Annotated in this window: 16 protein-coding genes; 10 read left to right on the top strand and 6 right to left on the bottom strand. The window is 55.0% G+C overall.

What is annotated here, in order from left to right; translation table 11 throughout:
• Positions 1-13 precede the first annotated feature (13 nt).
• The 6 genes from BXP70_RS14880 (at position 14) to BXP70_RS14855 (ending at position 12824) form a co-directional block, all read left to right on the top strand.
• Positions 14-2068 (top strand): DUF3857 domain-containing protein, encoded by a 2055-nt coding sequence (locus BXP70_RS14880; RefSeq protein ID WP_086594889.1) that lies wholly within the window; start codon positions 14-16, stop codon positions 2066-2068.
• 139 nt (positions 2069-2207) lie between these two features.
• On the top strand, positions 2208-4268 hold the full coding sequence (locus tag BXP70_RS14875; RefSeq protein WP_086594888.1) for a DUF3857 domain-containing protein: 2061 nt from the start codon (positions 2208-2210) through the stop codon (positions 4266-4268).
• An 8-nt stretch (positions 4269-4276) separates the two neighbouring features.
• A complete protein-coding gene (locus BXP70_RS14870; RefSeq protein WP_086594887.1) occupies positions 4277-6220 on the top strand; it encodes a DUF3857 domain-containing protein in 1944 nt (647 codons plus the stop codon).
• 307 nt (positions 6221-6527) lie between these two features.
• Entirely contained in the window at positions 6528-9143 is a 2616-nt protein-coding gene (locus BXP70_RS14865) for a reprolysin-like metallopeptidase (protein WP_086594886.1), read from the top strand.
• A 364-nt stretch (positions 9144-9507) separates the two neighbouring features.
• Entirely contained in the window at positions 9508-9894 is a 387-nt protein-coding gene (locus BXP70_RS29505) for a hypothetical protein (RefSeq protein WP_143436511.1), read from the top strand.
• Positions 9895-9956: 62 nt separating this feature from the next.
• Entirely contained in the window at positions 9957-12824 is a 2868-nt protein-coding gene (locus BXP70_RS14855; RefSeq protein WP_086594884.1) for a reprolysin-like metallopeptidase, read from the top strand.
• A 37-nt stretch (positions 12825-12861) separates the two neighbouring features.
• Here the strand turns inward: BXP70_RS14855 and BXP70_RS14850 are convergent, their stop codons facing one another.
• The gene (locus BXP70_RS14850; RefSeq protein ID WP_086594883.1) at positions 12862-14997 is read right to left on the bottom strand and encodes a helix-hairpin-helix domain-containing protein; all 2136 of its coding nucleotides are present in this window, start codon (positions 14995-14997) and stop codon (positions 12862-12864) included.
• Entirely contained in the window at positions 14994-15854 is an 861-nt protein-coding gene (locus BXP70_RS14845; RefSeq protein WP_143436510.1) for a PorV/PorQ family protein, read from the bottom strand. Before BXP70_RS14845 ends, BXP70_RS14850 begins: the two co-directional genes overlap by 4 nt.
• Before the next feature lie 221 nt (positions 15855-16075).
• Between BXP70_RS14845 and yidD the strand changes: the two genes are divergently transcribed.
• Complete coding sequence (gene yidD, locus BXP70_RS14840) at positions 16076-16297, top strand: membrane protein insertion efficiency factor YidD (RefSeq protein WP_086594881.1); 222 nt, start codon at positions 16076-16078, stop codon at positions 16295-16297.
• Positions 16298-16385: 88 nt separating this feature from the next.
• Positions 16386-17312 carry an NHL repeat-containing protein gene (locus BXP70_RS14835; RefSeq protein ID WP_086594880.1) on the top strand — a complete coding sequence of 309 codons (927 nt, stop codon included), beginning with the start codon at positions 16386-16388 and terminating at the stop codon, positions 17310-17312.
• 56 nt (positions 17313-17368) lie between these two features.
• On the opposite strand, the gene lgt is transcribed toward BXP70_RS14835, so the two are convergent.
• Positions 17369-18259: a prolipoprotein diacylglyceryl transferase gene (gene lgt / locus BXP70_RS14830; protein ID WP_086594879.1), complete on the bottom strand. Its 891-nt coding sequence runs from the start codon at positions 18257-18259 to the stop codon at positions 17369-17371.
• 220 nt (positions 18260-18479) lie between these two features.
• A complete protein-coding gene (gene nadE / locus BXP70_RS14825; protein ID WP_086594878.1) occupies positions 18480-20483 on the bottom strand; it encodes an NAD(+) synthase in 2004 nt (667 codons plus the stop codon).
• A 235-nt stretch (positions 20484-20718) separates the two neighbouring features.
• On the opposite strand from nadE, the gene BXP70_RS14820 reads away from it, so the two are divergent.
• Positions 20719-21027: a hypothetical protein gene (locus BXP70_RS14820; protein WP_086594877.1), complete on the top strand. Its 309-nt coding sequence runs from the start codon at positions 20719-20721 to the stop codon at positions 21025-21027.
• Positions 21000-21410 carry a hypothetical protein gene (locus BXP70_RS14815; RefSeq protein WP_179197704.1) on the top strand — a complete coding sequence of 137 codons (411 nt, stop codon included), beginning with the start codon at positions 21000-21002 and terminating at the stop codon, positions 21408-21410. Before BXP70_RS14820 ends, BXP70_RS14815 begins: the two co-directional genes overlap by 28 nt.
• Positions 21411-21422: 12 nt before the next feature.
• Here the strand turns inward: BXP70_RS14815 and rnc are convergent, their stop codons facing one another.
• Together rnc and fabF are read right to left on the bottom strand one after the other, a co-directional pair.
• A complete protein-coding gene (rnc, locus tag BXP70_RS14810) occupies positions 21423-22172 on the bottom strand; it encodes a ribonuclease III (RefSeq protein WP_086594875.1) in 750 nt (249 codons plus the stop codon).
• Entirely contained in the window at positions 22172-23422 is a 1251-nt protein-coding gene (gene fabF / locus BXP70_RS14805; RefSeq protein ID WP_086594874.1) for a beta-ketoacyl-ACP synthase II, read from the bottom strand. Before fabF ends, rnc begins: the two co-directional genes overlap by 1 nt.
• Positions 23423-23435 lie beyond the last annotated feature (13 nt).

Here is a 23435-nt window from a genome sequence, read left to right as displayed (position 1 = left end):
ATCCTTGGTTACCATGTTCCGTTATTTAGGCAGCGCCTGCTTGCTGTTTATTGCCTGCACAACTATTTGCGTAGTACAGGCCCAAAAATTAAAAGACCCTATTCAATTCGGTACGGTTGGAGCCGCCGATTTTGCCGCAATGGCTCCTGTGTCGCAGGCCGATAGCGCCGCGCCAGCCGAAATCCTATGCGACTTCGGTAAGTCACGCATTGAGGGGGCACGTGAGAAATTTCAGGTGGTGTTTGAACGCGTAACCCGCATTCGAATTCTGCGGAAGGCAGGTTATGACTGGGCCACGGTTCAGGTACCACTCTATGTGAAAGATAACAGCACCGAAGAGCTGCAAAAGTTAAAAGGCATGACCTACAATTTAGTAGGTGGCGATGTGATGAAAGACAAGCTCGATATCAGCAAAGCGGGCTTCAAAGAAGTGATCGACAAGAATCACCGGCTATACTCCTTCACGCTGCCTAACGTGCGCGAAGGTTCTATCATTGAGTTCAGCTATACCATTAAGTCCGACTTCCTGTTCAATCTACAAGACTGGCAGTTTCAGCACGATATACCGGTGCGCTGGAGCGAGTATCGTGTCGTCATTCCCCCTTTCTATCGTTACAAGCAAACTGTACGCGGTTACTTACCCTTCGCACTGGAAGAAAGCCAAGTAGTACCTTACAGCACTTCCTACAGCGAGGATGCCCGTGACTCGTTCGGCAATTCCTTCGGCAACTCCGGCCATAGTGCTTCTCTCTCCGGGCAAGCACTTCAAGTGCGTTGGGCCGTAAAAAATGCTCCCGCCTTTCGAGAAGAACCCTACATGACCAGCGCTAGCAATTACCGGCGTAGCGTCGACTTCGAGCTAGCTGGTTATGACTTTTCTAGGAATGGCAATGAATATCATGATCTGACGGGCACGTGGGAAAAAATAACGAAGAGCCTGCAAGAGGAAGAACTGTTTGGCGTGTTGCTGACGCAAAATGGGCCGCTCACGGCCGAGGCACAGCTTCTACTAAAGACGATTACCGGAGCAGCTGAGCGCGCTGCCGCAGTACTCGCGCTGGTACAACAACGTGTGAAATACAACGGACAAGAACGCATCTACGCGTCGCAGTCGTTTCGCAAAACGTGCGAGCAGCACCTAGGTAATTCCTCCGACTTGAATTTGCTACTGGTGCAGACATTGCGCTCTGCTGGCCTAGACGCCAATCCGATACTGCTCAGCACCCGTCGGCATGGGCTCGTGCAAACCGACTTGCCGGAATTAAGTCAATTCAACTACGTAGTAGCCCACGTGGCCCTACCTGACAAATCAGATTTGCTGCTCGATGCGACGGAGCCTTTGGCACCAGCTGGTCTGCTACCAGAGCGCTGTCTCAATGGTCAGGGCCGACTACTAGCCAATACTGGTCGTTGGGTGCCACTAAAACCTACCAAGCGCTACATGCAGTTTACGACGGCGCAGTTCACGATGAACGACAAAGGGGGCTTGCAAGGCAAGATGCACCTGGAGTACGACGGCTACGCCGGACTGGAAACCCGCAAGCAAATACTGGAGCTAGGAGAGCAAGGTTACCAAACCCAGTTCACTCGCCGCTGGTCTGATTGGCACTTCACGGGTCCGCTAACGATGACGGAGCTGCAAGATCCCACCAAGATTTTGAAGGCGGATGTCGCGCTTACTCTGCCAGAGCCAGAAGCTCCAGCTCCGCTGCTGTATTTACCCTTGGCACAAACGCTAGGGCAGTTCACCAACCCCTTTAAGCATGAAGAGCGGCAGTACCCGGTTGATTTCAGCACGCTTCATGATTACCTGCGGATGGTAACGCTCACACTACCGGCTAATTATACCGTGCAAGAACGCCCAACTAATCTTGTGCTGACCTTGCCCGACAATGGTGGCAGGTTTACATACAACATTACGCAGTCTACGCCTGGTACGCTGCAAATCGTTTCACGCCTGCAACTACTCAAATCAGTCTATACGCCGGACGAGTACACGGCGCTGCGGGAGTTCTACAGTCGCGCCATCGCTAAACATGGCGAGATGCTCGTGCTACAACGCAAATAGCTTTTCGTTTACACTTGAGTTGCCAAATAGCAACCAATGATTGCTTAAATACACACTTTAATATTAAATAATATATATTATTTAATCAAAAGAGTCTTCCCCCTAACTTATTGCTCATTTAACTATAAATCTACCCCTTATGCAACTACGCTTACGCCGTGCAGTATTTGCCCTAGCAGTACTCAGCGGGGCTACGCTCACCGCTTATGGCCAAGCTGACCCCATCAAGTTTGGCAAACCCGATCCGCAGGACTTTGAGGCAAAAAACTTTGTAGCCGACAGCGCCGCCGAAGCCGTTATCCTGTGCGATTTTGGCAGCTCGCGCTTTGCTATGGTCGATAACGACTTCAAAGTAGCATTCGACCGGGTGCTCCGCATCAAAATCCTGAAAAAATCAGGCTATGACTGGGCTACGTTGAAAGTTCCACTTTATAAGAAAGGCAATCAAGAGGAGAAGTTGACTAACCTGCGTGGCTACACATACAATATGGTCAATGGGCAGCTAACAAAAGATAAATTAGAGTCGTCGGCTGTGTTCAACGAGCAAACCAGCGTCAATAACTCTATTCGCAAGTTTACGCTGCCTAATGTGCGGGTGGGCTCAGTGATCGAAGTAACTTACACCGTGAACTCTGATTTTCTGTTCAACTTCCAGGACTGGCAGTTTCAGAATTCCATTCCGGTTCGCTGGAGCGAATACCGCGCAAGCATACCAGAATACTTTGACTACAAAATGCTGATGCAGGGCTACGAAACGCTAGCCGAGCAAGAGCGCACCGATGGCAGCGCCCAATTCACCCTGCGCTCGGCTGGGGGCTTCATTGAAGGAAGCAGCGCCTTCTCCGGCTCAGGTGGGCGCCAGGCAGCTAGCTCCGAAACCGTTACGGCCCGGGTTACAAACTACCGTTGGGCCATGAAAAACGTGCCTGCTTTCCGCGACGAACCTTTTATGACGACCGCCGACGATTACATGTCTCGGATCGATTTTGAGCTAGCTGGTATCCGCTGGCCGAATCAGCCTTATCAGAGCGTAGCAGGTTCGTGGGAAAAAATTAACACGAGTCTGCTGGAACACGAAAGCTTCGGAGACCAACTCAAGCGCACCGGTTTTCTCAAGGAGAAAGTAGCCGCCATTATGGCACAGCACACTGACCTAGCTACGCGGGTAGCAGCTATCCACCAACTTGTGCGCCAGTCGGTGAAGCACAACGGCAAAAGTGGCTTTTATGCGACCAGCACGCTCCGACGTGCATATGATCAGCACACGGGTAATGCAGCTGATGTCAATCTGTTGCTTATTGCTTTGCTGCGTGATGCAGGTCTAGAAGCCAATCCTGTACTACTCAGCACTCGCAGCAATGGTATGGTGAACCAAAGCTTGCCGTTGCTCTCAAAGTTCAATTATGTGGTTGCACACGTAGTGCTGCCCGAGAAGCAGGAAATGTTCGTAGACGCTACCGAAGAGCTATTACCCTGCGGGACCTTACCTACGCGCTGCCTGAACGGACAGGGCCGTCTGATCATGCCGCGTGCTCAAGATTCTCGCTGGGTTGATTTGCAACCAACGCAACGCTATGTAGAGTACCGAAAGGTGGACCTAAAGCTCGACGAACGGGGCACCATTACGGGCAGCGTGCACCAGGAGCACGGTGGCTACGATGCCTATCATGAACGCGAGCGGCTCCATACGCAAGGCGAAAAGAAATACATGGAAGAGCTTGCCAAACGTCACGAAGGATGGAGCGTAGGTAAGTTTACCTTCCACCAGCAGGAAGATTTGCTGAAGCCGTTGAGCCTAGATTACGAATTTGCAGTGACTGGTGCTGATGCTTCCGCTGCTACGCTGTACCTCAATCCATTGCGCGAATTCGACAGCGTAAAAAACCCCTTTGTGCATGAAGACCGGCGCTTCCCCGTGAATTTCGGTGCGGCCATGGAGGAAACGACACTGCTCACTATTACGCTGCCCGCCGGCTACGAAACTGAGGAACTTCCCAAACAAGCTATCCTAGACTTACCCGATAATGGTGGACGTTTTATGTACAGCGCCACCAGCCAGAACGGGGCAGTACAAGTAGTTAGCCGGTTGAACCTGCGCAAGCCTGTGTATTCGGCGGAAGAGTATGCTAGCCTACGGGAGTTCTACACGCGCATGCTGGCCAAGCATGCCGAGCAGATTGTGGTCAAAAAGAAGTCATAAGCTGATCCATGCGCTTTTCCAGCTTATTTTTATTTGTAAGCCTAGGCTGCTTACCTACGTTGGCAGCAGTGGCCGGTGGCAAAGAGCCGCATTACCCTGTAACGACCCTAGCTCCTACGCTGCGCGAAAATGCGCATGCAGTTGTGCGCATGGAGGATGAAACGCTGCTCGTCAAATCGGTGGGCCGCACCGTGCGCACGGTGCGGCGCGCTACCACGGTGCTCGATGAGGCCGGTGCTGAGTGGGCTACTCAACTAGTGTACTACGATCAGCTGAGCAGCGTGAGCTACCTACGTGGTGCTGTGTACGATGCAGAGGGACAATTGGTACGGCAGCTTCGTACCTCCGACGTAAAAGACTATAGCCTCTCCGATGGCTTCAGCCTCGCAACTGATGCACGTGGCCGCGTGGCCGATTTACGCCAACCAAATTACCCGTATACCGTCAGCTTTGAGTACGAAGTTGTTTCTGACAACTCCTTGTTTTACACCACTTGGCAGCCGCAATCTGCTGAGCAGCTCGCCGTAGAGCAAGCTAGCTTCCGGGTGCTAACTCCCGCTAATTTGCCGCTGCGCTTTCAGGAGCGGCATTTACCCAAAGGGGCAGCCGTAGTACGTAGTCAGCAAGGCGATATGCAGGTGTACCAGTGGGAGCTGAAGGCGCTTCCGGCTCAGGAGGAAGAGCCGTATGGGCCACCCTTATCGGAGGTGGTACCAACAGTAGCTACAGCGCCCACTACCTTTGAGGTGCAAGGCCACGCAGGTACGCTTACGTCTTGGCAGGGCCTCGGACAATGGGACTACGACCTAAATATGGGCCGCGATGTCCTTCCCGAAGCAGTCCAAGCTCGGGTTGCAGCGCTAGTGAAAGACGCCCCTGACGAGCGCACGCGCATCAGCCGGGTCTATGACTTATTGCAATCCTCCACCCGCTACGTCTCGGTGCAGTTAGGCCTAGGTGGTTGGCAAACCATTCCGGCGACTAACGTGAGCAGTACCGGCTACGGCGACTGCAAAGCGTTGTCGAACTACTGCATGGCCTTGCTAAAAGCGGCGGGCGTGCCGAGCTACTGCGCTTTAGTATTGGCCGATGAACCTGATATTCACACCGAGTTTCCAAGTAATCAGTTCAACCACGTGGTATTATGCGTGCCGTTAAAAAAAGCGTCAAAACCAGATACCGTGTGGTTGGAATGCACCAGTCAAAATACGGCGCTGGGCTACATGGGCAGCTTTACTGGCAACCGGCACGCACTCCTGCTCACTCCTGCGGGCGGGCAACTGGTGCGGACGCCCCGCTATGGCGCTGCCGAGAACCGGCGCGAACGTAGTGCGGACGTGTACCTAGATGCGCAAGGTAGCGCCACAGCAATGCTACGCACCCGCCGCACGGGTTTGGAACAAGATCAATTCAGCCAGCTTATGCACGGCTTGGACCCAGTGCAGCAGAAGAAAAAGATTGCGGAATCCTTACCCCTGAGCAACTTCAATATTACCAAGTTTGCTTTGGTCAGCGATGCGAAGGCCGCCATCCCGACGATCAACGAAACGCTAGGGCTAACGCTGCCACAATTTGGGACGCCAAGTGGACGGCGCGTGTTCCTACTGCCCAATCTGTTGAGCCGTTTGCCGGCTGTAACCATGCCGGTAGGTGAGCGCCAAACGGATATTTGGCTGGCCAGTGCTTATGCACACGCCGACACCGTACGAATTCACGTACCGGCAGGCTTCCAGGTAGAAAGTTTGCCTACTCCCGTGCAGCTCACAACTACTTTCGGCACGTATTCGGCCCAGGTACAAAAGCTAGCAGACGGCACAATCCAGTACGTACGCACGCTCCGGATGCCACATACTCGCTTCCCACGCACGGACTACCCGGCTTACGTCGAATTTCGGCGCAAGATCAATGCAGCTGACAAGGCGCAACTAGTCTTAGTGAAGACAGAAAGCTAGGTTACAGGCCCCTCGTAGCAGCACAGCTAAATAATTTAACAGATTGCACCAATTTTATTTTCCAAAGCCCATTCGCGCAGAGCGGATGGGCTTTTTTCGTCAAAACCAACCTAGGCCTAACCTACGGAGGGCAAACCGCATCAGCCCTGCTACGTGCTATTGGTATTTTACTAACAATGAGTGCAATACCTTTTCGAAGCTGGCACAATAAAATATCGGCATCATACTATGAAATTTTATTTTTCAACAGATTACCCTTTATCTTGATGGCGCCTGATACTTCACAAACTATTCATCCGTCTCTATTATGAAAGCAACCTTTACCGTATTTACCGCATGGCGCTCTGCCATAGCAGCGGGTATCCTAAGCGCCGGGCTAGCTTTGCCGCAGCAAAGCGTGGCCCAACGAGTGCTATGGGCCGATGATCCGCAAGTGCCGACACAGGCGCGCAACGTAACGACTTCGCTGCGGCAATTTCGCCCGGTGAGCTTTCAGCTCGATGCTGTCCGTAGCGCGCTGCAAACAGCCCCCGCGGCTGCTACCAACGGCGTACGGCAGTCGAGCACTGTAATTTCGCTTCCCCTACCCGATGGTTCTTCCGGGCGTTTTCGGGTGGCGGAGTCTGTGGTGATGGATCCGGCGTTGGCCGCCCGCTATCCGATGATTAAGACGTACGTGGCCGAAGGCATTGACGACGTTAATGCTACGGCTCGCCTGGACGTAACGCCAGCTGGCTTTCATGCCATGATTCGGTCGTTCAACAATATTGTATTTATTGATCCGGCCGCCAAGGGTGACAATAGCCACCACCTCGTGTTTGACCGGCGCGCCATGGACTTTGCCAGCCAGCAACGGACGTGCTACACCAACGAAGTATCGACGGCCACGGCTTTGGCGCCAGCTTCTGTGATGGCACCCAACGGTGACATTTTGCGCACCTACCGCCTGGCACTGTCGTGCACGGGGGAATATGCCATCAACAAATCGGTGAATGCTACAGCCCCCACGAAAGCAGAGGCACTGGCCGGCATAGTATCGTCGGTGAACCGCGTCACGGGGGTATACGAGCAGGAGCTAGCAATTCGCTTAGTACTTATCCCAACGACGGACCAGGTTATCTACCTAGACCCAGCCACGGACCCATTTACCAACCTAAGCAACGGCGCTACGCTCACAACAAACCAAGCCACGATTGACAACATCATTGGCACGGCTAATTATGACATCGGGCACATCTTCAATACAGCTGACGGTGGCATTGCCGGGCTAGGTGTTGTGTGCCGGGCCGGGCAAAAAGCGCGGGGCTCCACGGGCTTACCTAACCCTACTGGCGACGCCTTCGACATTGACTATGTGGCGCACGAAATGGGTCACCAATTTGGCGGCAACCATACCTTCAACGGCAACGTGGGTTCTTGCGCTGGCGGCAACCGCTCGGCAGCCAATGCTTATGAGCCAGGCAGCGGCACTACTATTATGGCCTACGCTGGCATTTGCGGCGCACAAAACACGCAATCGAACAGCGACCCGTATTTCCATAGCCGCAGCTTCGACGAAATCACGACCTACGTACGGGGTAACGGCAATTGCAGCGTAAATACGCCTACGGGCAACCGGGCGCCCGTTGTGAATGCTGGCTTGAGCTACAACATTCCGCTGAATACGCCTTTCACGCTGACTGGCTCTGCCACCGACCCTGACGGCGACCAGCTCACGTACTCTTGGGAGGAATTTGACCTAGGTCCGGCCGGAGCGCCAAACGCGCCGGTTGGCAATGCGCCTCTGTTCCGCTTCTTCCCGCCTACCCCGAATCCTTCCCGGACGTTCCCTTCCGCTGTGCGGCCTAACGGCCAGCCAGGAGCGCTGCTCACCAACGTACCCGTTATCGGTGAGATTCTGCCGAGCTATGCCCGTACGATGAACTTCCGCTTGGTAGCCCGCGACAACCGCGTTACGGGCGGAGCTATCGACTACGCCGCTACCACGGTTACGGCCGTGGAGAATACAGGTCCTTTCGTGCTGACGGCACCTAGCGCTGCCAACCTCACTTGGACGGCCGGCATTCCACAGCAAGTAACCTGGGATGTGGCCAACACCACGGCCGCGCCCATTAGCGCAGCGCGGGTAAACATCCTGCTGTCGACGGATGGCGGCCGCACGTTTAGCATTGTGCTGCTCGCTGGCACCACCAACGATGGCTGCGAATACGTGACTATTCCCCCAATCTATGGCAACATTGCGGCCGCACGCATCAAGGTAGAAGCTGCCGGCAACATCTTCTTCGACATTTCGGACAACAACTTCGCTGTGCAGGTGTCTACCACGCCAACCTTCTACCTAGCTCCGGCTTGCGCGCCGGCAGGTGGCTTGGCTTTGTGCCCCGGCAGCGCCGTTACGGTACCGATAGCAGTTGGACAATTCCAGAACTTCAAGGGCCAAGTAGCCCTGACGGCCACTGGCTTACCAGCTGGCGTAACTGCTACGTTCACACCTAGCTCTCTGCTTGCTGGTAACAGCACGCAGCTGCTGCTCAGCACCACGGCGGCCGTTACGCCAGGTACTTACCCCATCACCGTGACGGGTACCAGTGGCAGTGTTACCCAGAGCAGGGTTATCAGCCTAACGGTGTCGCCGTCGGCTTGCCCACTGGCGACGATAACGCCAGGTATCCTGAAGGGCGTGGAAGTTTATCCGAACCCTAGCGCCGGTGTGTTCCAGGTGCAGATTAATAACACGCAGCGCGGGGCCGTTCAGCTAGAAGTAACCGATGCCCTAGGCCGGACGATGCTCAGCCAGAAGCTCACCAAGAATGGCGCAGCCCTGCAACACACTGTTGACCTGAGCCAACTAGTCAACGGCGTGTACCAGCTCCACCTGGCCCTCCCCGACGGCTCGACGGTGACGCGCTTGCTCAAGCAATAAGCAGCGTAGCTAGGTTCTGCAAAAGAAAAGCGGCTCTCTCGGGAGCCGCTTTTTCTTTTTAATTTCTATTGAAAGAACGAAGTCATTCTCACTAACCGTTGGCACATCAGTGGCCGGTAGGCAGGCCATCTTGCACATGATTCCTTTGCTGTTGATTTTTGCTATGCGTCAACGTTTATCGGCTTTTTTGCTTCTGACGGGCAGCTGGCTGATAGCTGTAGCTTGCACTGGTTTTTCGCCTAGATTATTGCCTACCTCTTCCGAAGTGGCTTCAGAAACTCCCCTCGACTTTTGGCAGTTTACTCCTGCAGCAGAAGTACAGCAGCTAGGGCCGCCTCGGTTTAAGGCGTCGCATTACCGTATAATGACGCTTGCTATACACGACTTGCAAGCAGCACTAGCCGCCGTTCCGGCCGATGGCTCGCCAGGTCCGCTTGTTGCGTTGCCTTTCCCCGACGGTACGCGCCGTGCGTTCCGCCTCCGAGCTACGCAAGTAATGGCCCTGGAGTTAGCGGCCCGCTACCCCGAACTGCGCACCTACGCCGGAGAACTGCCGGGCCACCCCGAAAACCGAGTCCGCCTGGAGCTTACGCCAGCCGGGTTGCGCGCTAGCCTCGTGCATGAAGGGCACCAGCTGCTCATTGAGCCTTTCCGCCCTGGCGATACAGCTCATTATCTCTGCTTCGATACGGCTAGCTTGCCAGCAGATAGCAAACGTAACAGGGAAGAAGCTAGGCCAGAAGGTAATTAGCCCCAAGCTTCTTTCATTTGTGCCGCATAACCTACCCGCCGATCGTCTTCCTTTTTTTTCTTATGCTTTCTATCGCTGCCGCCCGACTACCTAGCTTCTGGCTTCGCTTCCTAGGAGTAGCTGGTTTGTTAGGTGCCTTCCTGATAAGCCCACGGCACGCAGCGGCTCAGCGCGTGTGTTGGTCGGACGCACCGCAAGCCTCCAATGCAGCGCGGGTGCAGCACCAGCACCTAGCTCGCTACCGCACAGTACGCTTTCAGCTAGGCATGTTGCAACAGCTTTTACAGCCCGCGGCCACACCCGCCCTTCGCAAAGCTAGCCCAACCGCCGCCGTACTGACCCTGCCTCTGCCAGACGGTACCTCAACCCGCATGAGCGTAACGGAGGTGCAAGTGATGGCCCCCGAGTTAGCGGCGCGCTACCCAGCCATCAAAACTTACACAGCGCAGGGGCTAGACGACGCTAGCCTTACGGCTCGGCTAGAGCTTACTCCGGATGGCTTCCACGCAATGCTTCGGCTGCGCAACAAAACTGTATATATCGAGCCTGCTGGCCCTAGCGATGTGACGCGCCACGTGGTATTTGAGCGGGCAGCCATTCAACAACGGGACAGTTGGGTGTGCCGGAACACGGAAAATACCCCTGCACAGAACCCGCAAAAACCAACAGCTACTCAACAACGGCTACCGAATGACAACTTGCTGCGCACTTACCGTCTTGCCCTAGCTTGTACGGGCGAATACGCCGTGGCCGTAGCGGGCACCAACCCGACGAAGGCAGCGGTACTGAGCAAGATGGTGACTTCTATCAACCGGGTGAACGGTGTGTATGGGCAGGAGCTCTCGGTGCGCTTGGTTCTGGTCGCCAATACCGATCAACTTATCTACCTAGATCGCACCACAGATCCGTACTCTAACCTCAGCAACAACGCCACGCTCGCCAAGAACCAAATAACGACCGACAGTATTATCGGCACGGCTAATTATGACATCGGACACGTATTTAATACGGCTGATGGCGGAATTGCCGGTTTTGGGGTGGTGTGCCGGGCTGGGCAAAAAGCGCGGGGCTCCACGGGCTTGCCCAACCCCACCAGCGACGCCTTCGACATCGACTACGTGGCGCACGAAATGGGCCACCAGTTTGGAGCTGAGCATACTTTTAACAGCGTCCAGGGCAATTGTGGAGGCGGCAACCGGGTCGCAAACTCTGCCTACGAGCCGGGCAGCGGCTCCACCATTATGGCCTACGCCGGCATTTGTGGCACCGACGACCTACAGATAAACAGCGACCCATACTTTCACTCCCACAGCCTCGACCAGATCACCGATTACCTTACCAGCACGGCGGGTTGTAGCGTGAATACCCCCAATGGCAACCTGCCTCCCGAAGTGAATGCGGGCAGCAATTACATCATTCCGATTAACACGCCCTTTACCCTCACAGGCACCGCTACCGACCCCGATGGCGACGCACTGACGTATTCGTGGGAGCAATTCAACCTAGGAGTGGCCGGCGTTCCGGCAGCACCCCAAGGCGATGCTCCTATCTTCCGGGCTCTGCCTCCCACGAGCAGTTCTGCCCGTACCTTTCCACGACTAACCGATCTGCTGAATAACACCACGATGCTCGGTGAGCAGCTACCTACCTACGACCGACGCCTACTTTTTCGGCTGGTTGCCCGCGACAACCGACCAACGGGCGGCGCCATCAATTACGACTCCATGCAGGTAGTAGTAGCGGCGAACACCGGCCCGTTTCTGGTGACTTCGCCTAGCACAACGGGCGCCACGTGGTACAAAGGCGTGGCGCAGCCGGTAACCTGGGATGTAGCCAACACGACTGCTGCCCCTATCAACGCGGCTAGTGTTAGAATCTCGCTCTCAACGGATGGTGGCCTTACATTTCCGACGGTACTGGCAGCTAGTACCCCCAACGATGGCAGTGAGGTTATTACCCTGCCAAGCAGCCTAGGCAACACGACCACGGCGCGCATCAAAGTAGAAGCCATCGGCAACATCTTCTTTGCTATATCAAGGCAGAACTTCACCATTCAAACGCCGACAGCACCTAGCTTTGTTGTCAGCACTACTACTCCGACTACTACAGTCTGTTCTAGCAGTAGCCCAACGCCTAGCATCGTCGCGGCCACGCCAGTGCTAGGCTTTACAAATGCTATCACGCTATCAGCCAGCAACCTGCCAGCCGGAGTCACAGCCTCTTTTACCGCCAATCCGATTTCACCCGGTACCAGTACCCAGTTGTTTCTGACTGCCACAAACGCTGCTACCGCTGGTAACTACCAACTGACGCTCACGGCTACCAGCGGCACCATCAGCCAAACGCAGCTCATCAGCTTCCGGGTGTGCGCCCAGCCTACTGCCCCGCTCGCACCCATTGCCCTGGCGGCCGTCCTCAACAACGCGACTGTTACGCTCACTTGGGTGGATACTGCCAAGGATGAAACCGGCTTCGAGATAGAGCGTTCTGCAACTAACAATACGAGCTACCAACTTATTACCACCACGGCGGCCAACGCTGCTTCCTATACCGACCTGCTGCCCGCGTCGGGTATTTATTACTACCGCGTGCGAGCTATCAATGCCGTGGGACCTTCTACTTACTCCGATGAGGTAGTGGTGACGTACAAGGTGCTGGCTGCGCAGGAGAATGTCAAGGTGGCTGGAGTTTCCGTTTACCCTAATCCTAGCACAGGGCAGTTTGAGGTGGAGCTTGAAAACGCGCAAAACGGTCCGGTTACATTGCGCGTCACCGATGCCCTAGGTCGTGTGGTGCAACAGCATACGTTGACCAAAGGGGCCTCTTCGCTACACTACCCTCTCGACTTACGACAGCTCGCGAATGGCGTCTATCACTTGTACGTGGGCTTGCCCAGCGGCCCAACTGTGCTACGTTTGCTCAAGCAGTAGCGAACTTCGATAGCGACCTCAGAATCTATAGGTTTCCTTAAAATCGGTAACGCACCTGCGCCTTTACTTCGGAGCGGCGCGCCCCTTCAATTTCCTCCAAACCGGAGCTTATGGTTTGCTGATACCGATAATGGGTTTCGGCGTAGCGCACCCATAGGGTGAGGTGGTTGGTGCAACGGATTTCGGCCAACGTGTAGACGCGGGTGCCTTGGCCATAGAGCGGCGGCACCGAGAAAGCATAAAGTACATCTTGCTCGAAGGCATACTGACGCGTGTCATAATCATCGGTGTCGAAGAGGGCATAGCGCCCGCTCAGCCGCACCCGGGAGGTCACGTGCACAATGGCATCCTGAGCTAGCACAAAGCCGGTGCGCCTTGCGCCATTGCCTTCCTGATATCGTGAGCCTTGCACCCGCGTGCGCAAACTCAGCACGGGCGTCGGATTGGCATCGTAGAATAGCAAGAGGCTATGGCGCACCGTGGCCACGGGCATTGGCATCGGTCGCACGGCTTGGCCGGGCGCGGGGTCGGCGTCGTAGGCTTTCACTCGGCCACGCAGCTGCGCATAGAGCAGGCTGGTTTTGGTGGGCGTAAACGCTAGCCGTAGCAGCCAGTCGTGCCCCACCGAGGGTGCGCTCACCTGGTACTTCAACCACGGAAAGCGAAACTGGTCGTAGTAGGCGGCTAGCTCCCAACGGGCCATGGGCCGCACTTTTAAACCTAGGTAAAGGCCACTCTCATTGATGTTGCGCGAATTTTCACCAAGCGCGTTTCCGTAGAAAGTATGGAAGTTGCGGGCGTAGTGCCGATATAGGACGGAGGCATCCACGTTGGGTGCCAGTGTTGCCAACAGGCCATTTACGGTACCTAGGCCACCGCCGCTGGAGCGGGCCGTTTCGCCAAACAGCAGCACGTTGCGCACCAAGTAGCTGTAGTTCAAACCCAGCGCTACGTTATGCGTGCCCCGAAACGCATACCGATTGTATAACTCAGGCCGCTTCTGAATAGCCATGCCGTAGCGCGTATCAACCAGGGTGCTGCCCGCGGAGAAATTACCGCCTCGACTCGTGTAGGTTAGGTTGCCACCGCTGATCATTTCGCGCATCCGATGCCGGTTTGCTAGTTCCGTCGCGGTGCGGTGCAGCCCCGTGAGCAGCACGCCCGACGAATACTCATCGAACTGCGCTAGTGAGTCGCCGCTGCTTTGGTGGTTGGCATCCACGTTCTTAAGCGAGAAGAAACTCGTCGCTCGGACTGTTTTGCTCACGGCTACGGTCGAAGCTAACCCTCGAAAAAAGGTATTTTCCAGCACCGATGAGTACGGTCGCACACCTAGGCTGCTGCGCCGAATGCTGGTAATGGTTTCGCCTCCTTTGCCCACTTGCAAGCCGGATGAAAGCAGTAAGCCTTGTCCGAACTGGAGTTGGTAGTCGCCGATGGCCAAAGTTTTGAGTTGGCCGCGTTCCTGCACCACGAGGTGTGCCGAGTAAAAGTCAGCGCCGTATTGCCCGGCAGTACCATTCCAACGCAGCTGTTCTCCGGCATCTTTCTCGGCCGTCACGCCAAAGCTGAAGTCGTGGGCTTGGCTCACGCGGTAGCGCACCAGCAGCTTATCCGGCGAACCTAGGTAGCGGCTGGTGAGGCCCCGGCTCGTGGTATCAGGAGCAGTATAACCCTTGCGCTGCTGCAGCACGCGTTCGTAGCGCACGAATAGGGCATTGTTGTCTTGGCGCAACAAGCGCTGCCACAACGGACCACGGGCTAGGTTTGGGCTGCTGGTCTGCACCGTCACGAAAGGAGCTACCCGGTAAATAGAGCGCACATCAAATCCCTGAATGCTTTGCAACTCATACAGGCTTAGCAGCGCGCCGTGCTTTTGCCGATGCGCCAACAACGCTGAAATCTGAGATTCGGAGAGCAATAGCAGCGCGCGCAGTTCTTCGCGACTGGCGGTATTCAGGTTGAGCGGGGTCTGGTAGTATTGTAGCAGCGTTTCATACAAATCTTCGTATGGCATTTGGTCGCTTTGCATTTCGGCGAACAGCTCCTGCACCAGCCGATCTACGTCGAGGGGTGGGCGCACATACTCTTGCGCTTGCAGCGGCCAAGCTAGGCTCAACAGCAGCCCCAGCACCGCGTAGCATCGACCGGCGCTTTTCAACCAAGCCTTCATTTGGTCCCCGTCTGAAAGCTGAGCCCGACGTGTTGACTTAGCCCCAGAGCTGTTTGCCAAGCAGCTGCGTAGTCAATTTGAAAACGGCCGGCTACGAAACCTAGCCCTGCGGTTGTCTGCTCGGTGAGAGTGGCTAACCCGGCCCGCAGCGACAAGGCCTCGATGACGTGGTATTCCAGCCCGGCTTTCAAGTTCACCTCCTGCTCCACGCTTTTTTCGGTTTCCACGTTGAGCAGGAGCTTCTTAGAAGGCCGGTAAGATAGCCCAGCCTTGAGTACCGTAGGCACTCGTTCGTCTTCATACCTAGCTAGCTTAGCTTGGTTTAAGTTGTACAAATACGCCCCGAATATCAGCCGCTGCGGCACTACCTCTGCTTGTCCCCCTAGCGACAGCGCTACTGCCCGGCGGCTTCCGAGCCCCTCGATACTAAGCTGCAACAAATCGGCGCGCACGCCTACGCTTACTTGCCCGCCCCGGTAGCCATAGCCTGCCCCGAGGCGTTGCTCGGCATAGAGCTTGTCGCCAAAGCGCTGGGCTTCAAACCCAAGCACGCCGTTCTTTGCTTTGGTATCGGTTTCGGCTACTGCACCGATGGGCAGTACCACGGCCAGAGCTGTCGAGTTGAGCGCACGTAGCACAAACTGATTGGCAGCATAGAAGCCAATGCTTTTTCGCGTTACTTGCCCTAGGCCAGCCACGTTATTGCCTACCGACCACACATCATGTAGCGTTACGGAAGCATTACCCAAAGCCGCCGCACGGGCGCCACGCACACCAGGACCGCTACCTTGCGCTAATGCGCAAGTAGTACCGCCTAGCCATAATGCACTAATTAACCCAGGGTATAGTTTCCTCATAAATACTGCTTATCGAATAGCGCTTGCGCAAGAAGCACCGCAACCTTGTTGCTTTTACTGCTTGCCTAATTTGTGCCACCTAGCTGGCGACACGTAATTGATATACCTTGGAAATATTTTATAAAAAACCCAACAAGTATGCCGAAAACTATCTTTTATTCTAAATCGCTCTAATCATCCGCTTCTCCCTTACCAAAGATTCTACGCTTTTATTTTAGCGCATGCATTTCCTTTTTCGCCAGCTTCTACTTGGCCTGATTTGGGTCTATCAGCATCTGATTTCGCCTCTGACACCGGCTAGCTGCCGCTACCAGCCAACGTGCTCGGCGTATGCAGCCCAGGCGGTGCAAAAACATGGTCCGTGGCGGGGTGGCTGGCTGGCGTTGCGACGCATTGGCCGGTGCCACCCCTGGGGCGGGCACGGCTATGATCCTGTACCTTAAGCGCGTAAGCCTCGTATAAGCTGGTACCTGTAGCTGCCCAAACTACTAGTTCGGCGCAGCTTTTTTCATGTAAATAGCTGATTACCTAATGCGTACCCTTCTCGTACTTACTACCTTGCTAGGCGTATTGAGCAACAGTAGCTGTTCCCAAGCGCAAAGCGATGACCCTACCGCCAAAACCCATAAGGAATCGAAAAAAGGTGGTAAGAAGGACGGTAAAAAGGGAAAGAAGAACAAGGAAGACACCTTGGAAAACCGCTTCATTGATGCTGCGATACCGGGCCTGAGCAAGCTAGCTGTCATATCGAAGGTGCCCGAAAGCTCAAGCCTAGCTCTAGCTGATCAACCCGGCACGTTTTACACGAACGCTGATGCCGGCAATTCGCCCACATTGTACAAGGTCGATTTGAAGGGCAACCTGCTCCAAGAGATAAACTTGCCTGTAGCCAACCATGACTGGGAAAGCCTCGCCAAGGATGATAAAGGCAATCTGTACGTGGTAGATGCCGGTAATAACAACAACAGCCGGAAAAACCTGGTCGTCTACCGTCTTAACCCTGCCGCGCCACAACAGGTTAGCCAAATCCCGTTTTCTTACGCCGACCAAACGGATTTTCCTCCGAAGAAAGAGAACCGAAACTTCGACTGCGAAGCCTCGATCTGGCACGCTGGCAAGCTGTACTTATTTACGAAAGACCGCGCCCAACAATCTACTAGTAAAGTGTACACGCTCAACGATCAACCAGGGCAACAAACGGCTAAGTTGATTGCCAAGCTAGCTATTCCAGGCGAAGTGACAGATGCAAACCTGAGCCCTGATGGCAAGCGCTTAGCGTTGCTTGGGCGCGAAGAATTATTCATTCTAGAAGGCAACGACCTGAACGCCATCTTCAAAGCCACGCCGCGCAGAATCGACCTAGGTGGCGCCGGCCAGACCGAAGGCTTGGTATTCACCGATAACCAGACGCTGATTATCAGCACGGAGCAAGGTAGCTTGTACCAGTATAAGCTGTAGCTGATAGCTAGGTTCAACAAAAAAGGCCCGCTTTCGGCGGGCCTTTTTTGTTGAAATTATTTCACCTTGACGGCGGGGTTGTTAGTAGTTTCCTCGCCTAGGTCGCGGGGCGCGTAGCCAAATGGATTGCCGGGCCACTTACCGGCTTTCAGCACTACCCAAATACCGACGAAAATAAGGGGGATGCTAAGCAATTGGCCCATATTCAGCGGCAACCGATTTTCGAAGTCAACCTGGTTTTCTTTTAAGAATTCTACCAGAAAACGGAAGGTAAACAGCAGCACGACGAACAATCCGAACAGCAGTCCGCGTGGTGTTTTCTCTTTCGTACGGTTCCACATGCCGTAAAGCAAGATGAAGAGAAACACGCAAAAAAGTGCTTCATAAATCTGCGTAGGGTGGCGCAGCTCGTTTGGAATGGTGGTTAGCTCGTGGTGAATTTCGTTGTAGCGCGCAAACTTGAAGGCCCACGGCACATCCGTCTGACGACCGATGATTTCCGAATTGAACAGGTTACCCAGGCGGATCATAGCACCGCCCGAGGCCACAACAATCACGATGCGGTCGAGCGTCCAGAGGTAATCAAATTTGTTGTTTCGTGAGAATAGCCACACCGCCAACAAGATACCGAGGGTAGCACCGTGGCTAGCCAAGCCCCCTTCCCAGATTTTGAGAATATCAAGCGGATGCGCTAAGTAATAATCGGGGTCGTAGAATAGGCAGTGGCCGAGCCGTGCTCCTACCACCGTCCCGATCAGCATATACACCGTAATAACGTCGACCCACCGCGGCGACACGCGCTCTGATTTGTAGATGTGGGTTAGCACGAAGGTGCCAATTACAAAGCCCGACATAAACAGCAGCCCGTACCAGCGCAGCGTAAGGGGGCCTAGCTTAGCGATGATCGGTGAGGCAGTCCAGGTGATATAAGCCAAGAAAGAAAGCATGAGCGCAGAGCGTTAAGAAGTAGCGCAAAGGTAATGGAATGTACGTGCGACGCGCAGCCGCGCCTGCTAAGGTACATATTCAGGAACGCGAAAATCCGTTCTGCGAGGAGCAACGCGAGTATCTGGGTATCAGAACTTGCGTTGCTCCTCGCAGAACGGATTTATATGCTACGACCACGTCTATTAAAATGCTTTTCTAGCTTCGAAAAGCACTTAATCGTTAAAGTGCATTTAGCTCCTCGTGGTAGCCACCGCTCAAGATCGGGAAACGCAGCCAAGAGCGCGGATCCACGTTGTAATCGTCGAGGTGGAAAGAGGGAGCGTACCGCTCGCGTTTCCATTGATTGCGGGACCACAGCGAGTAAAAGCGCTTCACGTACGTTTTGAGCAACTCCGAGTCGGTGTTCGGATTTTCTTCTACCAGTGTAGCCAGCGTTTGTTGCGGGCTCAGGCGGTTGTAGAAAGCGAGACGCTCGATGTGGTTAAGCATGGGGTACGGCATCAAGTCGCGCTCGTCGGTTTGCTTTTCTTCCAAGGGGCGCAGTTCAGCCGTAGGCTCCAAGTTGTTTACCCGCGCCAAAGCCAAGTACCCTAGCTCCTGCTGCGCCCAACGCAGCCACAGCTTCACAAAATACTTATCGACTCCCGCAATGGGCGAAATACTACCGGCCGTGTCGCCGTCCATGGTGCAGTAGCCGACGGAGGCTTCTGAGCGGTTGGACGTGGTGATCAGCAGGCAGTTTTTCACGTTGGCGACAAGCCAAATACCGGGGGCGCGTACCCGCGCCTGAATGTTTTGCAAAGCTAGATCGTCGGTTTGCCAGGTTAGCGGTCGGCCCAAGGCGTGCTCGATCTTGCCTACGTAGCCCTTCACCTCATCGTCGATGGTCCAGTCGAAGAACACGGCCCCTATCGAATCGGCTAGCTCCTTGGCCGACAAGTAGGTATCATCCGAAGAGTTGACAGTGCCTTGGTAGGCGCACGTCAGCAGGCGTTCCACTAGCGGTTTGTTGGCGGTAGCAAACTGGGCAGCTTGGGGCGGTTGCGTAGCAGTACGCCCCACTGCCTCCTGCGTTACCTGAGCGGTACCAGGCGCCGCTGCGCTAGGTTGGCTGCCGCTGTTTTCGCGGTTCAGCACTTTGGCAAAGCCTGCGTCTACTTCGCCCGCCAGGTTCGTGATGTCCTCTGCCGAAAAGCAGCCCGAACGGCGCATAAATTCGGCCGCTCCTAGCTCTGCCACGCCTAGGCGCACCATCTCTGCCACCGACACTGCACACATGCAAGAGTCAGCACCCCCGCTGAGCGATAAGACGAAGCCTCGGCTGTGTGCTTTGCGCAAGTAGTCGAACAGCCCTAGGCTCAAGGCTTGATTTAGCTCGCGGTATTCGTCGGGGGTAGGAAGCGGCGTGATTTCTTCGGCAATAGGCAAGTCGACCTCAAAGTCCACGTCGGTGCACTCTAGGTCTACCTCCTTAAAGCTCATAAGCTGGTTGCGGGTAATCAGGTGGCCATTGCGCGCCACTAGAATTTCACCGTCGTAAATCGTGCGGCCGGACTCGTTGCCAAGCAGGTTGGCGTAGAGATAGGTGCAACGGTAGTCACGCGAAGCCTCCAGCACAATATGGTAGCGCTGGTCGGTTTTGCTCATGGCAAAGTGGCTAGCCGATGGGTTGACGATGAGCTGCACCCCGCGCGGTATCAGGCGGCCCGCTGGCCGATCGGCAGCTGGGCGCCACGCATCCTCGCAGATTTCAAAGCCAAACTTCACGCCTTTATGCTCAAACACGAGGTCACCGATGGTGTATTCCTCCCCTTCCCAGGTGAACTGAGCCGTTGTGCCGGCTTTCCACGACACAAAGAACCTAGGTTCGTAGTGTACACCGTCGTTGGCCAGAAACTGCTTGGCCGCAAAACCGAGTATCTCGCCGTCGCGCAGCACGCAGGCGGTATTGTAGGTACGGCCATGGAGGCGCACTGGCAACCCCACGCACACTAGAATGCCTTGCGTCCAGGGTCGAATCTGTTGCAAATGCGCTAACGCCGCTTCGGGTAGCCAATCGCTCAGGAACAGGTCCTCACAATTGTAGCCCGTCAGACACAGTTCGGGCAGACAGAGCAGCTCCACGCCTTGCGCTTTGGCTTGCTTGATGGCCTCCTCGATGTTGCGAAGGTTATTTTGCCAATCAAAAGGAATTTGGTTGAGGGCAGCGCCGGCAATTCTCATGAGCGGTAAGGAAAGGTTTGAGAAGAAAACTCGTTTTCGGCTCGGCAGGTTGTGTCTGGCGGGTAAAAACATGCCCGATCGGCACCTAGAACCTTGCTTTTATGCGTCGGCCGGCCTTAATTCAATGTAAGTATACGGCAGCTTCCTGTTTCAGCTTGCTCAGCAAAAGCGAGCTAACCAGCAGTAGATAGATGGGGCAGAAAGCAAGTATGCTTCACGAACCTAGCTTACTTCTATGGACAATTCTGCCGCTACCAACACCAAGAAATGTCCGCATTGTGGGCAGTGGTCAGCTTGGGCCCTGCACCACGAAGATCGGTGCACACACTGTGGGGAACTGCTCGACCCGCAGGCATACCAGCAGGTCATTCAACGGGATGCCGCCGAACAAGAAAATGAGAAAGCACCCCGCGTATTCATCAAGATAGATCCAGCCGACGGCCTTTTTACCCGTCTGTGGAAGTATGTTGTGCTGAGCGGTCAAGTTCTTTTTGCCGCAATTATTTCCTTTTTCTTATGGCTGGGAGTGGTATTAGCAGGGTAATACGCCCGGGGGTAAAACTACTAGAACTGCACCGACCGCTGTTCGCCGGGGCGGCGGCGGTGTACGGACTCTTCAAAGTGCTGCAACTTTCACACTGGGTCTCTTTCCCCACGTACATCACCTCCTACCTCGCCGACCTCACGTGCATGCCGATCCTGCTGACGCTCACGCTGGTTGTGCAAAGGCGCCTCACCCAGAACCTAGCTTTTATTTTTCCCTCCAGGTGGCTCGTGGCCGCCTGGCTCTACGTCTCCGTTGTGTTCGAGGGGCTTGTTCCCCAGTGGTCAAGCCGCTACGTAAGCGACCCACTGGATGTAGTAGCCTACGCCCTTGGTACCCTAGCTTTTAGGATTTGGCTTAATCGGCCCGCTTTGCCGCACTAAGGCAACTCGCCTTTACACTCCTAGTACTGCTAGCGCCCGCTCGGCGGCGGTTTGCTCGGCCTGTTTTTTCGACAGACCCATACCCGTAGCTACGGGTTCTTCATCAATCAGCACCGTGGCCGAAAACTCCATCGTACCCCCGATCTGCGGCTGCCCCTCAATATCGTAGCGCAGGTTTTTGCCCTGGCGCTGAGCCCACTCTATCAGCTTACTTTTAAAATTGCTGGTCGTCGTGGCTAAGGCCTTCACATCAACATATGGCTTGATCAGGCGATTCAGCACAAACTTGCGAGCCGCTTTGTAGCCGTGGTCAAGGTACACGGCTCCAACCAATGCTTCTAGCGCATTGCCATTAACGGAGCGCGACCGAGAAGCCCGCGTCTGGGTTGGGTCAAGCTGCACGAGTTTATCAAGGCCGATTTTTAAGGCTAACGCGTTCAGGCTCTCGCGGTTCACAATGCGGGAGCGGGTCTCAGTCAGAAAGCCTTCTTGCTCGTACGGATACTTACGAAACAAGTATTCCGCCACCACGGAGCCGAGGATAGCATCACCCAGAAACTCGAGGCGCTCATTGCTTTGATGCCGCCCTTGCTCCGGCTGTTGGCGCACCACCGAGGAGTGCGTAAAGGCCAAATGATAAAGCCGCACGTTGTCAGGCGTGCGGCCGATTACCGTGGCAATTGCTTGCCGGAAGGCGCGGTCTTGACCAAGAAACCGTCGGAAAAAACCGAACAGCGGAAGTGGCTGGCCGGAACGAGGCATTATTCGTTGAATTTGCGGAAGATAACCGATGTGTTGTGTCCGCCGAAACCAAATGTGTTGCTCATCGCGATGTTCACCGTGCGGGTCTGCGCTTGGTTGAACGTAAAGTTCAGGCGCGTATCTAGCTCCGGATCGTCGGTGAAGTGGTTGATGGTTGGCGGTACAATATTATTCTGAATAGCCAAGATAGCCGCTACGGCTTCAATACCGCCAGCGCCACCCAGCAAGTGCCCCGTCATACTCTTGGTCGAGCTGATATTCAGGTTATAGGCGTGGTCGCCAAATACCTTCTGGATAGCTTTGACTTCGGCGCCGTCGCCTAGGGGCGTGCTAGTGCCGTGCGTGTTGATGTAGTCGATATCCTCCGGATTGAGGCCAGCATCCCGCAGGGCATTCTTCATTACCAATACCACTCCATTTCCTTCCGGATCGGGAGCCGTAATGTGGTACGCATCAGCCGACATGCCACCACCGATTAGCTCCGCGTAGATTTTGGCTCCGCGGGCTTTGGCGTGTTCGTACTCCTCCAGCACCAAAGCCCCTGAACCCTCACCTAGCACGAAACCATCACGATCTTTATCGTAAGGTCGCGAAGCTAGCTCGGGAGTGTCGTTCCGTTCGCTCATTGCTTTCAGGGCATTGAAGCCCCCTACGCCCGATTCCGTTACGGCGGCTTCGGAGCCACCCGTCACCACCACATCAGCCATATTAAGGCGAATGTAGTTGAAGGCGGAGATGATCGAGTCGGAGGAAGACGCACAGGCCGAAGTCGTTACGAAGTTCGGACCGCGAAATTTGTGGCGAATAGAGATGTTGCCCGACGCACTGTCGGCAATCATCTTCGGAATGAAGAAGGGATTAAAGCGCGGCGTACCGTCGCCTTTGGCAAAAGCAATACACTCCGCTTGCAGGGAGGTAAGGCCACCGATGCCGGAGCCCCAGATAACACCTACTCGGTCTTTGTCAACGCCTTCGTCGATGCCAGCATCTTTGATGGCTTCGTCGCTGGCAATGAGCGCAAACTGAGTGAAGATATCCATCTTCCGACCTTCCTTCGTGGGAAAGTAATCGTCAGGGTTATACCCTTTTACTTCGCAGGCGAAGCGGGTCTTGAACTTGCTGGCGTTAAAGCGGGTGATGGGCGCGGCACCACTGACCCCCTGCGACAAACCGCTCCAGTAGTCGGAGACAGTGTTCCCAATGGGAGTGATGGCACCTAGGCCGGTCACAACAACTCTCCGAAGAGACATAGGCTAACGGGAG

Origin of the sequence: Hymenobacter crusticola (assembly GCF_002154225.1) — a bacterium.
GTDB classification, from domain to species: Bacteria; Bacteroidota; Bacteroidia; order Cytophagales; family Hymenobacteraceae; genus Hymenobacter; species Hymenobacter crusticola.
The sequence above is the reverse complement of the archived record's forward strand: the minus strand, read 5'-3'. Positions and strand labels throughout refer to the sequence as shown.